Source organism: Cohnella cholangitidis, assembly GCF_014107495.1.
Classification (GTDB): Bacteria; Bacillota; Bacilli; order Paenibacillales; family Paenibacillaceae; genus Cohnella; species Cohnella cholangitidis.
The window spans coordinates 80,323-95,202 of record NZ_CP041969.1 but is presented as its reverse complement, the minus strand read 5'-3'; the positions used below and the strand labels follow the sequence as shown (position 1 = coordinate 95,202).

Genomic DNA, 14,880 nt, shown 5'->3' with positions numbered 1-14,880 from the left:
ATGGAGCCTACTACGTTTGTATTGTTTGGAGCGACAGGGGATTTAGCCAAAAGAAAAATATACCCTGCTTTGTATAATTTGTTCGTCGACGGCAAACTGCCGCAATCGTTCTCCGTCATTGGCCTCGGTAGAAGGGAATGGACCGACGAGTCTTTTCAAGCGAACGTCGAGCAATCCATCCGTCGGTTTTCCAGACGCGAAGCGGATGATGCCGGACTCGTTAAAGATTTCTTGAACGCATTCCGGTTCTGCGTTCTGGATATAGGCCGTAAAGAAGACTACCAGAAGCTATTGAAGATGATCGAGCAACGTGAAAACGAGCTTAACGTTGCGCCGAATAGACTGTTCTACCTGTCCGTCGGACCGGAATATTTCGAGACGATCGCAGCGAACATCCAAGACAGCGGGCTTGGTTCCGCGAACGGTTGGAAACGCCTCGTCATCGAGAAACCATTCGGCCATGATCTGCAATCCGCACGGGATCTTAATCGGAATCTGAGCAAATCGTTCGCGGAACAGGAAGTATTCCGTATCGACCATTATCTCGGCAAGCCGATGGTACAGAAGCTAGGCGCATTGCAACAAGCCAACCCGGTTATTCAAGCGTTATGGACGAATCGTTACATTGCCAACGTGCAGATCACGGCCAATGAAACGGTCGGAGTCGAGGAAAGAGCGGGGTACTACGATCATATCGGCGCGGTAAGGGACATGTTCCAAAATCATTTGCTGCAGTTGTTCATGATGACGGCGATTCACCTTCCTCACGACAGCGCCCCCGATAAGGTGCGCTTTAAGAAGAAGAAGGTCATGGAATCCCTCAGAACGTTGCAAAAACAAGATGTCAGCGCCAACGTGATTCGCGGGCAGTACAAAGCGGGAAGCATGCAAGGGAAGCCGGTCGTCGGCTATACTTCCGAACCGGGGATCGCGCCCGACTCCATGAACGATACGTTTATCGCCGCTAAATTGGAGATCGACGATTCTTATTGGCGGGGAGTTCCTTTTTACATCCGTACCGGCAAAAGGTTAAACGAGAAATCCACGAGAATCGTGGTGGAGTTCAAAGAACCGTTAAAACCGGTTTCTTCGAGTAACGAGGATAACATCGCTCCCAATCTGCTCGTATTCGACATCGGACCGAACGAAGGCATTACGTTGCAACTTAACACGAAGGATCCCGAACGCAAAGGGGAGTTCAAACCCGTTCATATCGATATCGACCTTCAAGATAGTCAAGACAACGTTCCCGAGGCTTACGAAAATCTGATTTACGATGCATTGCTCGGAGATCCGACGTTCTTCGCGCATTGGGACGAGGTCGAAATGTCTTGGGAATGGGTTCAACCCCTGTTAGAAGCATTCGAGGAGAACTTGGTTCCTCTTTATCTATATGAAGCGGGTTCGTACGGTCCTGCCGAGTCCGACGCGCTGCTTGCGAAAGACGGCTTCCATTGGTGGTTCGATGCCAAACCCGAACAACAAATCCCTAACGTAGAAGGAGAACAACAGTATGCCTACAACTCAAACCATTGATCAGTTAGCGATCGACACGATCCGTACTTTGTCCATTGATGCCATTAACGCAGCCAATTCCGGTCATCCGGGATTGCCTATGGGAGCGGCGCCTATGGCTTACGCCCTATGGTCGGGGCATCTGAATCACAATCCGGGCAACTCCAAATGGTTTAACCGCGATCGCTTCGTTCTGTCGGCGGGGCACGGTTCCGCTTTGTTGTACAGCCTCTTGCATTTGTCCGGATATCGGGTGTCCATCGACGATTTGAAACAATTTCGCAAGCTGAACAGCCTAACGCCGGGACATCCCGAATACGGACACACGGATGGCGTAGACGCGACGACTGGTCCGTTGGGACAAGGGATCGCAATGGCGGTCGGAATGGCAATGGCCGAAGCGCATTTGGCGTCGAAATTCAATCAAAACGGTTTCCCGGTCGTCGACCATCATACGTATGCGCTTGTCGGAGACGGCTGCTTAATGGAAGGAATCTCTTACGAAGCGATGTCCATGGCTGGACATATGAAGCTAGGCAAATTAATCGTGCTGTATGATTCCAACGACATTTCGTTAGACGGCGCGTTAAACCTTTCCTTCGGCGAAAACGTGCAAAAGAGAGCGGAATCGGCGAATTGGCAATACTTAAGAGTGGAAGACGGCAATGACGTCTCGGCAATCGCCGAAGCGATCGCCTCGGCCAAGCAAAACGACTCGCAGCCTACGCTTATCGAGATTCGGACGATTATCGGTTTCGGCAGCAAAGCTGCGGGAACGAACAAAGTACACGGAAATCCGCTCGGCAAAGAAGAAGCTAAAGCGACGAAAGCCGTGTACGGCTGGAACTACGAGGAAGAGTTCACCGTTCCGGATCAAGTGAAAGCGCATTTCGAGCAACTCAAGCAGCAGGGCGCGGCCAAAGAAGAAGAGTGGAACAAACTACTCGCAACTTATTCGGCAAAGTATCCGGAACAAGGGAAGCAGCTCGCGCAAGCCATCGACGGTACCGTATCCCTTGATCATTCCGACATCCTTACATTTGATGTTTCGAAAACCGTCTCCACTCGCGTAGCGAGCGGCGAAGCGATCAATCATTACGTGAAAACCGTTCCTTCCATTTTCGGAGGAAGCGCGGATCTGTCCCACTCGACGATGACGGATATCAAAGGCGAGCAAACGTTCGCGGTTGAATCCTACGCGGGCCGCAACATTTACTTCGGCGTCCGCGAGCATGCAATGGGCGCTGCCGGCAACGGCATGGCGCTGCACGGAGGCGTCAATCCGTTTGTAAGTACTTTCTTCGTATTCAGCGACTATTTGCGCCCGTCCATCCGTTTGGCCGCGTTGCAGAAATTGCCTGTTACTTATGTCTTCACCCATGATTCCATTGCCGTCGGGGAAGACGGACCTACGCATGAGCCCGTTGAACATTTGGCGGCGCTGCGCACGATTCCCGGTCTTACGGTCATTCGTCCGTCCGACGCTAACGAAACGGCAAGCGCATGGGCATATGCGCTCACGCAAAAAGAAGGCCCGGTAGCCCTAGTGCTGAGCAGACAGAATCTTCCGGTATACGAAGCGACTAAAGCGAATAAGGAAGAGGTAGCCAAAGGTGCTTACATCCTGACGGAAACCAATAATCAACCGGACGTCATTCTTATCGGTACCGGTTCTGAGGTTTCCTTGGCCGTGAACGCCAAAGCGGAGCTTGAGAAAGACGATTTGTCCGTTCGCGTCGTTGCGATGCCGAGCAGAGAGCTGTTCGAACGTCAATCCGCTGCCTATAAGCAGAGCGTATTACCGGATTCCGCGACTAAGCGCGTCACGCTTGAAGCCGGCATTTCGTTAGGATGGGATCGTTACGCGGGACCTAACGGTAAAGTGTTGTCGATCGATACGTTCGGCGCTTCCGGTCCGGGCGGCGAAGTGATGGAATACTTCGGTTTCTCGGTAAGCAACGTGGTTCGCCTGGCGAAAGAATTACTGAAATAAACATATAACCCCAAAAAATCGGAGGTAGTTAACATGAAATTTTTTATCGACACGGCTAATCTGGCAGACATCAAAAAAGCGTATAAAATCGGCGTTCTATCCGGAGTAACTACGAATCCTTCTTTGGTTGCCAAGGAAGGGGTTAAATTCGAAGACCGCATCGCGGAAATTTTGCGGGAAGTGCCCGAGGTGGAGTCCGTATCCGCAGAAGTAACGCCAGACGCATTAACGGCCGAAGAAATGATCGCCCAAGCGAACGAACTGATCAAAATCAACAACAACGACAAAAACATCACGATCAAACTACCGATGACGCTTGCAGGCTTGGAGGCTTGCCGTTACCTGACGAAAAAAGGCGTGAAAACGAACGTAACGTTGATCTTCACGGTGAACCAAGCTCTACTCGCAGCTCGCGCTGGCGCTACTTACGTATCGCCGTTCCTTGGCCGCTTGGACGATATTTCGGAAGACGGCGTTCAACTGGTAGCCAAAGTGGCTGAATTGTTCCGTACGCACAATCTGGATGCGCAAATTATCGCGGCTTCCGTTCGTCATCCGGATCACGTCACTCGCGTGGCCATGGCCGGCGCGCATATCGCGACGATTCCATTCTCCGTTATCGAACAAATCTCGAAGCACCCGCTTACGGATCAAGGAATGGAAAAATTCGCGGCGGATTGGAAAAAGGCAGTTCAATAATATAGAGAATCAAGTTGGAGAGGATGGGGAGAACGGACTATGAGCAAGCAGCAAATCGGCGTCGTCGGGCTAGCCGTCATGGGGAAGAACCTTGCCTTGAATATCGAAAGCAAAGGATTCTCCGTAGCCCTGTATAATCGTTCGCCAGAGAAAACGAATGAGCTATTGGAGGAAGCGAAAGGCAAAAACTTAGTCGGCGCATACAGCGTCGAACAATTCGTCCAATCGCTCGAAACGCCGCGTAAAATATTGATCATGGTCAAAGCGGGACAAGCGACCGACGATACTATTGATCAACTAGTGCCTTACTTGAGTCAAGGGGATATTCTCATCGACGGCGGTAACGCCTATTTCCCCGACACCCAAAGAAGAAACAAAGATCTGCAAGCCAAAGGCTTCCGTTTTATCGGAGCCGGCGTATCGGGCGGCGAAGAGGGAGCGTTGAACGGACCTGCGATTATGCCGGGCGGACAGAAAGACGCGTATGAACTCGTAGAACCGATCTTGACCGCCATATCGGCCAAAGTGAACGGCGATGCTTGCTCGACTTATATCGGCGAAGACGGCTCAGGCCACTACGTCAAAATGGTGCACAACGGCATCGAGTATGGAGACATGCAGCTCATCGGCGAAGCGTATCACTTGCTGAAGGATGTATTGGGCCTTCAAACAAGCGAACTGCACGACATTTTCACCGAATGGAACAACGGCGAGTTGGATAGCTATCTGATCGAGATTACGGCCGATATCTTTTCGAAGACGGACCCTGAAACGGGCAAGCCGATGGTCGATGTTATCCTGGATTCGGCCGGACAAAAAGGGACAGGCAAATGGACGAGTCAGAGCGCACTGGATCTGGGAGTTCCGTTGTCCATTATTACCGAATCCGTGTTCGCGAGGTTTATCTCCGCGATGAAAGAAGAACGCGTTGCCGCAAGCAAGAAGTTGGACGGTCCTGCGGTTTCCGGCTATGACGGCGATCCTCGCGAGTTCGTAGAGGCCGTTCGCAAAGCTCTCTATGCCAGCAAGATCGCTTCGTACGCGCAAGGTTTCGCGCAAATGAGAGCGGCTTCCGAGGCGTACGGCTGGAATCTCAATTACGGCGGCATTGCGATGATCTTCCGCGGGGGCTGCATTATCCGCGCGAGATTCCTGCAAAATATTAAAGATGCTTACGACAGCAATCCGGAATTGAAAAACCTGTTGCTGGACGATTATTTCGGCGGAGTCGTAAGAAATTACCAAGAGGCGTGGAGAAAAGTCATCGCGATCGCCGTGACCAGAGGAATTCCCGTTCCAGCGTTTGCTTCCGCTCTTGCCTATTACGACAGCTACCGCACGGAACGTCTGCCGGCTAACTTGCTTCAAGCGCAGAGGGACTATTTCGGAGCGCATACGTTCGAACGGCTTGATCGTAAAGGAAGCTTTCACTTCCAATGGATGGACAATAACGCGTAACAGAACGAATCTCGGCAGAAATTATAAAACAGATATTTACGCCGGATTGGAAATTTGATAAAATCATTTTTATATCAAACGCGATGACGAGACGAGTAAATAAATGAATTCTTTCACAGAGAGCTCCGATAGCTGAAAAGGAGCAAAGAGTTCCTTATTGAACAAAGACTCCGAGCAGCACATCGGACCCTTACGAATCACGAATAGGCGATGGTGTGACAGGAGCTCCTGTTACAGAGCTAGAGTATAAGCATTACTTAGTAATGCCGTACTTGAAGAGGCTGATTGGGCGACCTATCGGCGAATCTGGGGTGGTACCACGAGCATACAATCTCGTCCCTAAGACTTAAGGTCTTGGGGGTGGGATTTTTTTATTGCCGCGAAGGAAAACTCGGCTCGCATCGCGCATACGGTACAGCAGATGTGAAGCCATAAATAAGTTAATGCCATTAATCATATTTTTTCGAAAGGAATTGAACAGCTATGTCAGCTAAATTGAAAGTCGGTATCGTCGGAGGAACGGGCATGGTCGGCCAGCGCTTCGTTCAATTATTGGATCAACACCCTTGGTTTCAAGTAACGACAATAGCAGCCAGCGCCGGTTCGGCCGGCAAAACCTATGAAGAGGCCGTACAAGGAAGATGGAAGCTGACCGGCACGATTCCGGAAGACGTGAAAAAAATCGTCGTTCTGGATGCTTCGAAAGTGGAAGAGGTCGCTTCCCAAGTCGATTTTATTTTCTGCGCGGTAGATATGAAAAAAGATAAAATCAAAGCGTTGGAGGAAGCATACGCCAAAACGGGTACGCCCGTCGTTTCCAACAACTCGGCGCACCGCTGGACGCCGGACGTTCCGATGGTCATTCCGGAAATCAACCCGAGCCATCTTGAAGTGATCGCCGCCCAGAGAAAACGTCTCGGAACTTCGACCGGATTTATTGCCGTGAAGCCGAACTGTTCTATTCAAAGCTACGTGCCTGCCCTTCACGCGTTGCTTGATTTCAAGCCGACGCAAGTCGTCGCGTCTACCTATCAAGCCATATCCGGAGCCGGAAAAAACTTCACCGACTGGCCGGAGATGCTCGATAACGTCATTCCGTATATCGGCGGCGAAGAAGAAAAAAGCGAGCAGGAGCCTTTGCGCATCTGGGGTAGCGTCGCGGACGGCCAAATCGTAAAAGCAAGCGCGCCTTTAATTACGACCCAGTGCATTCGCGTTCCGGTAACGGACGGACATCTGGCGACCGTATTCGTATCGTTCGAGAATAAACCTTCCAAAGAAGAAATTCTTCAACGCTGGTCGCAATACAAAGGACGTCCGCAAGAGCTTGGACTGCCTAGCGCTCCTAAGCAATTCATCACCTATTTCGAAGAAGAGAACAGACCGCAGACGAAATTGGATCGCGACATCGAGCGCGGCATGGGCGTTTCCGCGGGAAGATTGCGCGAGGATTCGTTGTACGATTACAAATTCGTTGGACTATCGCATAATACGTTGCGGGGAGCTGCCGGCGGAGCCGTGCTGATCGCGGAACTGCTCAAAGCGGAAGGCTACATTCAGGCGAAGTAAAAGCGATATACGATTTAAGTTAAAGACCGCTATAAAGCATGCAAGCATTCCGATCTTTCAGGGGCTTGCGGCTTTTAGCGGTTTTTTAATTTGGCTCTTCGGAAAATGCGGTTGAACACTGTATTATAATTCGGTATTGTAAAATCGGATTTTTTGGTTGAAAGCCAGTCATAAAACAAAGCAGGGTCACAGGTTGTTTCAAAGAAAGTGACTATCGTACGGATGAGCAGAATGAGCTGATTCAGCTGCGTAAGGAAAATCAGCGTCTCAAGATGGAGAACGATATTTTAAAGCAAGCGGCGCTGATCTTCGGACGAAGATAATGGTGATCCGGCAAATTGCACATAAGTACACTGTGTCGGCCATGTGCAACATCCTCAAAGTCAATCGGAGCACCTGAGAGTAGGCAGCAGTCCTCTACTGATGACGAAGTGGCGATCGACCGTGTTTTCTAAGAGAATCAGCGCGTTTATGGAGCAAGAGAGATCAAGGCCATTCTCCGGAAAGAAGGAATGGTGGTTTCCAGACGGCGTATTGGACGTTTGATGAAGAATAATGGCCTTGTATCGGTTTATACGGTTGCCCCGGTTGCCCAGTATAAACCAAATGTGTCGACCTTTAACGATTCCTTTCTTCGACAGCGATGCCGGCAGCTTTCAAATGCCCATAGGTAACGATTCTACTAAACTGAGATGAAGCTTCATCCGCAGGAAGAGGCCGATCGTTTTTAATCCACCAAATTACAATCCCCATGAAAGCCGATACGAGATATTCGAGCAGCAATTCCTTGGATATCGCTAAGGGGGAATGTCCCTGAGCAGGATTCCACCCCTCATTTAATTTATCTTTAATGATATTTTCCATTTTTGCTCGAAACTGATAGATTCTATTCTCTTCAATTAACATGGCGTAGTAAAAGGTAGTGTTGAGAGAAATATGTTCCAGTACAGTTTGCATGACGGTCTCAAGTATAGAAATACTGAAAGGATTCATGCTGATGGGACAAAGAACAACGGTATCTTTTAGTTCGCTCAACAATTCATTCATACACCTATCCAATAAATCAGGTTTATTTTGGTAGTGCAGATAAAAAGTGTTTCGATTGATCATAGCCCGATCGGCAATATCCTGGATTGTTATCGCTCCATATCCTTTTTCTTGAATAAGCTCATAAAAAGCCTTTCGAATCGATTGTTTTGTGCGAAGTATTCTTAGGTCGGTTTTCTTGTTCATTATTTTCGGTCCCCCTAATTTATTTAGAGCAGTTAAGCGACAAAGTTTGATGACTTGTCTGTTATCCTTCAAAACTAAAAATATTGAATATTGAGCGTGATATTAACCTTTATTATAATGAGCGATAGATAAATAAACAACACGACGATCATTATTTATCTCATGTCTTTAAAAACCAAGGAGGATAACAAATGTCATCACAAAACCAAAATGAGCTTGTCCTTAAGGCAATCGCCGTGCTGGAAAGTTTTGAGAGCGGCAATCCCGAAGCGATTACGGCTTACGTTCATCCAAATCAATATATTCAGCACAACCAAGGCTTATCCGATGGTCGTGCGGCTATGCTTGGTGCACTTGATCATTTAAAGGAAATTGGTACGAAGGTAAGTATTAAGCGTGTTTTGGTCGACGGAGATTATGTGGTACTTCATTCCGTATATGAGTTTTTCGGCCCCAAAATCATCATTGATATTTTCCGTTTTGAGGATGGATTGATTGTTGAACATTGGGACAATATGCAAGAAATGGTTGAAAAGACACCAAGCAATCATACGATGATTGACGGACCGGTCACGATAAAGGATATCGACAAGACAGATGCCAACAAAGAATTTGTCAAAAGCTATGTTGAAAACATCTTACTTGGGAAGAACCCCGAGTTGCTTGACGCTTACTTTGATGGGGATAACTACATTCAGCATAGTCCACATATAGCAGATGACCTTTCCGGCCTCCATGCTGCATTGCAGGCGCTGAAGAAGAAAAATATTAAATTTGAATATACTCATGTCCATCAGGTGATTGGACAAGGCGATTTTGTACTTACAGTGAGTGAAGGTCTCTTCGACGGTCAGCCTACTGCTTTCTATGACATGTTCCGCGTGGAGAATGGAAAGATCGCCGAACATTGGGACGTCATCGAGGGCATACTGCCAGAAGAAAAACGAAAGAATTCGAACAGCAGGTTTTGAGTTTGGTGCAACTGAATCACGAAAAGACATCACCGAAATGAATTACGGTGATGTCTTTCGCATCGCGAATGTACTTGACCTTGAACGTTCAGGAGGAAGTCATGCATTCGCCGGGGGTGAACGATGCGTCGGGGAATGCGCCGGCTTTGTTGACCCAGATCATGTGGATCGGCAGCCTGGTGACCGGAATAGTCTTGTTCCTGGCTAGCAAGAAAGCGGTGGCCGCGGGTTCAAGAAGATGGACGGTCAGTGCGCTGCAAGCGATCGTAGGACTTGCGATCGTCGGCATAGCGTCGGGCTTCATCATATGGACTGGACGCGGTCGGCTCGAACACCTTCGTTTTATGGGGCGTCGTCGGGGGATTTCTGGTCCTGCTGCTCGCTTCCGGATTTAAGGCCGGTCGAGCGACAAATGCTGCACCTACTTCTGTTACAGGCGGTTAAAAAATGTTCCCGATTAGCGTTGTTCGTGAGCGAAGCGAGTTGCCTCTTGGTATCGACATTTCCACCTTGATTGAAAAATGGGAGAAGGGCGAATTATAAGCCCTTTTCCACCATAAAATCCGAATACCCTTTAATTTAAAGGCTATGTTAAATTCTGATGTTGAGTTGACACAACGGATAATTCCATAAATATTTCAGCAATATCATTATGATTGTATTTTGGTATCTCATAAAAGCCAAAACTTCGAAACACTGACATCGCTTTATAAGATTGTTTCTCAGTGTCCAACCTCAGCTTTATTAATCCGGCTTGTCTTGCAAATTCTACAATAACCAGAATCCGCCTCCCGTTTCAAAATATAGCAGTTCAATACTTCTAATATCTGAATGCGACCCTTCAGGATCAAAGACATATCCTCTGGAAACATACATAACTTTCATAAACTCTTCCAATTGATCTCATATTCCTTGCTATCCGTTTATAGGGCTCGTGCTCCTATTGGAAAAGCCAATGCGGATACCGACATTTCCGCATAAAATAATGGCATGTACCGACAAGTAGGAGTGAAAAGGAAGTTGATCTATTCATGTCATGTCAAATCGGTAGGATTATTATCGTAAACAACGAAGGAACGGTCGTTGTCGGAAATGTCGACACCATCTCCACAAGCGACATGTCGAATGACAATGAGGGATCAGGCGAAAGCGTTACCGGGGAATCCTCTCTTTATAACGCAAGATTAGTTGAAGCTAAGCCAATCAAAAAGCCGATCAAACCGACTGATTCGAATGCTGCCGCATCGAAACTTAAGAATAGAAAGCTAAAATAGCCGAACGGAATAACGAGAAATAAAAAGATCAATATGGATCACGGGTTAGCCGAAATAAAAACGCAGGAAAGGCGGAGTTCAACTCTTCCTATTCTGTGTTTTTATATTTTTCGAGTTTTTTTACAATAATCGCTGTTGACCAAATCCCGGAATACTCGTTATGATGAAAACATACATAAATTTCTATTACTGGATACTGATATCGAATTTTGTCGAACGATGGAGAAAAGAGGAAGAGGAGATTCATAGGATTTGATCTTCACTAAGGAGATGATGCTTTCGTGTCACCCCGTAAATTAATAGAACGATCATTAGATCGCCAGGCAGAAACTTATTGGTCCGGCGTCATGAGGGGGTGGGGAAGCGAACCGCCGTTGCAGCCTGACGGTTACGGAAAGACAGGAGACAAACGGCAAGTCGAGATTGCCGTACCGGATAGCCTAGTTGCAAAGATGGACAAATATTGCAACGGGCGTGAAGATTTGAGGATGGTTTTTTACCTGGCGGCATGGGCGACCGTATTGCTCGCGTTTACCCAGTCGGAGAGCAAGATTGCCATCGCCGTTCCTGTCAGCCGAGGCAACGACGATGAAGAAGCTTACGACAGTAGAGTCGTTCCAATCACCTTCGATCGGCCAGAGAAGCAGACGAGCTTTAAGGATTTGCTACTTCATCTTCTGGAGACTTTCAAGAATAACGATAAACATCTCGCTTATTGGTTAGCCCGATCCGACGCTTCGGAGCTGCCGGCCGGATTTGAACGATTTAGATTTCACTATATCAACCCGCAAAGGAGGGAAATGAAGACAACGTTCGCGGAGACGAACGAAACTTTAATCGAGTGCCGAATAAGTGCGAACGGCAAGGGGATATGGAGCCTCGTCATCGTTTACGATTCCGGACATTATAGCCGCCACCTCGCCGAGACGATCGCCGAGAGCTGCGTTGCCGTATTGGAGCAGGCCGTTGAACAACCTGAGCGCAAACTGATCGCTTTCGAGCTGCGTTCGCTCGCAGAGGTGGCTAATCAAGCGATCTTGAACGATACGGCAGCCGAATTCGCGTCGGATCAGACGATTCATGGCATGTTCGCGTTAGTCGCTACGGCCAGAACGAACGCGATTGCCGTCGTCTGCGGCAGCGAAACTTTAAGCTATGGCGAGCTGAACGCCAAAGCGGAACAATTAGCGCTTTGCTTGCATGAACGGGGAGTCAGGCAAGGAGATCGTGTAGCCGTCATGATGGAACGTTCTTCGGCTTGGATCGTCTCGCTGCTCGCCGTGCTTAAATCCGGCGCCGTCTACATTCCGATCGATCCGGCTTATCCGAATTTACGCATCGATTACATGCTCAAGGACAGCCAGGCATCGGCATTGATTTTACGGGATGATAACGAAGCAAGCCAAGCTTACAGCGGAATAAGGTTTAACTATAATGAGGACTTGTTTCTGCATGTCGGAGTAGAAAACGTTATTAGCTCCGCTTGCCGGACGCTGCCGGACGATCTCGCCTATTTGTTATATACGTCCGGCTCTACGGGCGCGCCCAAAGGAGTAATGGTTGAACATCGTGGGGTCCTGAATTTACGGCATTATTTTATGTCCGCGTATCGTGTCGGAGAAGCCGACCGCGTGCTGCAATTCGCCAGCGCATCGTTTGATGCTTCGATATGGGAAATCTCAATGGCGTTGCTTACAGGCGCTCAATTGCATATCGCAACGCCGGAAATCATCGGAGAGCCGACTCGTTTCGAACGATGGGCTGCGGATAGCGGAATTACGATAGCCACGCTGCCGCCGACTTATGCGGATAAGCTCGCTCCCCGGAACCTCGACAAATTACGAATGCTGATTACGGCCGGCTCCGAGTCTAATCGCGAACTACTGGCGATATGGGCAGAGCATGTCGAATACGTGAATGCATACGGTCCGACGGAAACGACCGTATGCGCTTCGGCTTGGACCGGGAAGCCGGACCGGATCGTCACGACCGCTCCCGTACCGGTCGGCAAACCGTTGCCCAATACGCAGATTCGCATCGTCAACCGATATCTTCAGACGCTCCCGTCCGGCATCCCGGGCGAGTTGGTCGTTTCCGGAACCGGACTCGCGAGAGGCTACTGGAACAAGGAAGAGATGACCGAACAGAAATTCGTGAGTTTACCCGGTGAAGGAACGCGGGCGTACCGCACGGGCGACTTAGCCAAATGGGGAGCGGACGGCAATCTCATCTTTCTTGGAAGAATCGACCGTCAAGTCAAAATTCGCGGGTATCGGATCGAGACGGAGGAAGTTCGGCACGTACTGGCAGGTCTGCAAGGCGTAAAGGATGCCATAGTCACCGTGAAACCCGATCCTCAGGAGGAACCGGCGCTAGTCGGTTATTACGTTGGGGACTACGCCGGCGAGGACGGATCGGCGGCGCTGCGCGACCAACTAGCGAATCGCCTGCCGGGTTATATGGTACCGGCGTTTCTGATCAAGCTTTCGACTATACCGCTAACCTCCAACGGTAAACCCGATCTTGCGTCGCTCCCCGAACCGGGGGCATGGCTTGCGAATCAAGAGCAATCGGACGAGCAATTACCCCAAGGCGAATGCGAGACGAAACTTGCGGACATCTGGCATAAGGTTCTCGGCGTGGAACGGATTGGCAGGGAGGACGATTTCTTCATGCTTGGCGGCCATTCCATGAAAGCGGCCAAGCTTGCGGCGGAAATCTACGGAGCATTCGGCGCTAATATGCCTATCGAATTGATTTTTCGTCATTCCAAGCTTTTCGAGATGGCGAGTTGGATTACGGATATTGGACGTCTTGGTCTGGCGACCGTAATTCCTCAAGCGCCTATGAAAGCCGCTTATCGGCTATCGCCGGCGCAGAGCCGCGTCTTCATTGCGGAAAGCTCAAGCCCCGACAATACGCTCTATGTGTTGCCATTCCTGTTTCAACTGGAGCCGACGCCTGATTACGCAAGGTTGGAAGCGGCATTCCGCCAATTAATCGAACGTCACGAACCGCTTCGTTCATCGTTCGGCTGGGAAGGAAACGAGCCCGTTCAGTTAGTGGCATCCGATGCGGAGTTCCTTATCACGCGGGTCGCGGGGCGCGGGGAAACGCCGGAGCAATTAGCCGAACGGCTAATCGAGCCGTTCGACTTGGCCAGGGCGCCGTTGCTTCGAATCGCTTGGATCGACGAGGAGGCCGGCTCCGTTCGGTTGTTCTTGCAGCTCCACCACATTATCGCCGACGGTCTTTCCCTTGGCGTTCTTCTCCATGACCTGAACGCGATTTTATCGGGGGAGACGCTTGAACCGCTTCCCTTGCAGTACAAAGATTATTGCGAATGGTTGAACGGGAGGGAAGTCCGTGAAGAGGATGAGCTCTTCTGGACGAACCGCTTCGCGGATTACGAAGGGACGGCGGACTTGCCCATCGATTATCCTCGTCCCACCGTTCGCCGTCCCGAAGGCGATACGTTAGCGATTCAGTGGGATCGCGAGATGGCTGCGTGCATTCGAAAGCTGTCGGAGGCTTGCCAAGCGACGGTGCATATGACGATGTTGGCGGCCTATTATACGCTTTTGTCCAAGCTTACCGGGTCCGAGGACGGCGTTGTCGGTTCGCTTCATGCCGGAAGAAACCATCCGGACGCCATGGGGATGGTCGGAATGTTCGTTCATACGCTAGCTCACCGCAATCGTGCGGACGGATCACTGACATTCCGAGAATTCGCCGCTCTGGTGAAGAGAAGAGTGCTGGAAGATTATGAACACTCGGACTACCCGTTCGAACTTTTGGCGCGCAAACAGAAAGTCCGCAACGCCGCGCGCAACCCGCTGTTCGACACGATGTTCGTCCTGCAGAATTTGGACGCCGCGCCAACGGCGATTGGAACGTCGCGCTGGCTTCCGGTGATTCTTAAAGAGAAGCTCTCGCGTTTCGATCTCGTATTCCAGGCTTGGGAGAACGAGGAAGGCATGTTGTTGTGGATCACTTACGCCAGCTCGCTGTTCCGTCCGGAAACGGCGGCGGCGATTGCCGAAGACTATCGCAAGCTGCTCGCGATGTTATCCGAACACCCCGATACTCCGTTGTCCGAAGTCGGTCTGACGGTCGATTATCGCCCGATTACGGCAACCGGATTGGCCTTCGATTTTCAATTTTGATG

General features: G+C 49.8%; 9 protein-coding genes, 2 pseudogenes and 1 other annotated feature. Of the genes and pseudogenes, 10 read left to right on the top strand and 1 reads right to left on the bottom strand.

The features are described 5' to 3' along the window. The 7 genes and pseudogenes from zwf to FPL14_RS30645 all read left to right on the top strand — a co-directional run. The gene (gene zwf, locus FPL14_RS00365; RefSeq protein WP_182301162.1) at window positions 1–1,536 is read left to right on the top strand and encodes a glucose-6-phosphate dehydrogenase; all 1,536 of its coding nucleotides are present in this window, start codon (window positions 1–3) and stop codon (window positions 1,534–1,536) included. After that, complete coding sequence (gene tkt / locus FPL14_RS00360) at window positions 1,514–3,508, top strand: transketolase (protein WP_182301161.1); 1,995 nt, start codon at window positions 1,514–1,516, stop codon at window positions 3,506–3,508. Before zwf ends, tkt begins: the two co-directional genes overlap by 23 nt. 33 nt (window positions 3,509–3,541) lie before the next feature. Continuing rightward, window positions 3,542–4,207, top strand: coding sequence for a fructose-6-phosphate aldolase (fsa, locus tag FPL14_RS00355; protein ID WP_182301160.1), 666 nt, complete (start codon window positions 3,542–3,544; stop codon window positions 4,205–4,207). 39 nt (window positions 4,208–4,246) lie between these two features. After that, entirely contained in the window at window positions 4,247–5,665 is a 1,419-nt protein-coding gene (gene gndA, locus FPL14_RS00350) for an NADP-dependent phosphogluconate dehydrogenase (protein WP_182301159.1), read from the top strand. A gap of 74 nt (window positions 5,666–5,739) precedes the next feature. Continuing rightward, window positions 5,740–6,009, top strand: a binding site (T-box leader). A 139-nt stretch (window positions 6,010–6,148) separates the two neighbouring features. Beyond that, on the top strand, window positions 6,149–7,234 hold the full coding sequence (gene asd, locus FPL14_RS00345; protein ID WP_182301158.1) for an aspartate-semialdehyde dehydrogenase: 1,086 nt from the start codon (window positions 6,149–6,151) through the stop codon (window positions 7,232–7,234). A gap of 191 nt (window positions 7,235–7,425) precedes the next feature. Next, window positions 7,426–7,631 (top strand): annotated as a pseudogene (locus FPL14_RS30650) (IS3-like element IS655 family transposase); the annotation flags it as partial. Window positions 7,632–7,701: 70 nt separating this feature from the next. Further along, window positions 7,702–7,863, top strand: a pseudogene (locus FPL14_RS30645) (IS3 family transposase); the annotation flags it as partial. Here FPL14_RS30645 and FPL14_RS00335 read toward each other — a convergent pair. Further along, window positions 7,853–8,467, bottom strand: coding sequence for a TetR/AcrR family transcriptional regulator (locus FPL14_RS00335; RefSeq protein WP_182301157.1), 615 nt, complete (start codon window positions 8,465–8,467; stop codon window positions 7,853–7,855). The pseudogene FPL14_RS30645 and the gene FPL14_RS00335 sit on opposite strands and share 11 nt — an antisense overlap. 191 nt (window positions 8,468–8,658) lie before the next feature. On the opposite strand from FPL14_RS00335, the gene FPL14_RS00330 reads away from it, so the two are divergent. From FPL14_RS00330 to FPL14_RS00320, 3 genes are all read left to right on the top strand, one after another. Then, window positions 8,659–9,438, top strand: a complete 780-nt coding sequence (locus tag FPL14_RS00330) for a nuclear transport factor 2 family protein (protein ID WP_182301156.1) — start codon at window positions 8,659–8,661, stop codon at window positions 9,436–9,438. A 101-nt stretch (window positions 9,439–9,539) separates the two neighbouring features. Then, a complete protein-coding gene (locus tag FPL14_RS00325) occupies window positions 9,540–9,833 on the top strand; it encodes a hypothetical protein (RefSeq protein ID WP_229263727.1) in 294 nt (97 codons plus the stop codon). Window positions 9,834–10,993: 1,160 nt separating this feature from the next. Further along, complete coding sequence (locus FPL14_RS00320) at window positions 10,994–14,878, top strand: non-ribosomal peptide synthetase (RefSeq protein WP_182301155.1); 3,885 nt, start codon at window positions 10,994–10,996, stop codon at window positions 14,876–14,878. Window positions 14,879–14,880: the final 2 nt, after the last annotated feature.

What these genes read in the sequence shown, in the direction of transcription:
- zwf (WP_182301162.1), top strand. Translation starts at nt 1, where the DNA reads ATGGAGCCTACTACGTTTGTATTGTTTGGAGCGACAGGGGATTTAGCC.
- tkt (WP_182301161.1), top strand. Translation starts at nt 1,514, where the DNA reads ATGCCTACAACTCAAACCATTGATCAGTTAGCGATCGACACGATCCGT.
- fsa (WP_182301160.1), top strand. Translation starts at nt 3,542, where the DNA reads ATGAAATTTTTTATCGACACGGCTAATCTGGCAGACATCAAAAAAGCG.
- gndA (WP_182301159.1), top strand. Translation starts at nt 4,247, where the DNA reads ATGAGCAAGCAGCAAATCGGCGTCGTCGGGCTAGCCGTCATGGGGAAG.
- asd (WP_182301158.1), top strand. Translation starts at nt 6,149, where the DNA reads ATGTCAGCTAAATTGAAAGTCGGTATCGTCGGAGGAACGGGCATGGTC.
- FPL14_RS00335 (WP_182301157.1), bottom strand. Translation starts at nt 8,467, where the DNA reads ATGAACAAGAAAACCGACCTAAGAATACTTCGCACAAAACAATCGATT.
- FPL14_RS00330 (WP_182301156.1), top strand. Translation starts at nt 8,659, where the DNA reads ATGTCATCACAAAACCAAAATGAGCTTGTCCTTAAGGCAATCGCCGTG.
- FPL14_RS00325 (WP_229263727.1), top strand. Translation starts at nt 9,540, where the DNA reads ATGCATTCGCCGGGGGTGAACGATGCGTCGGGGAATGCGCCGGCTTTG.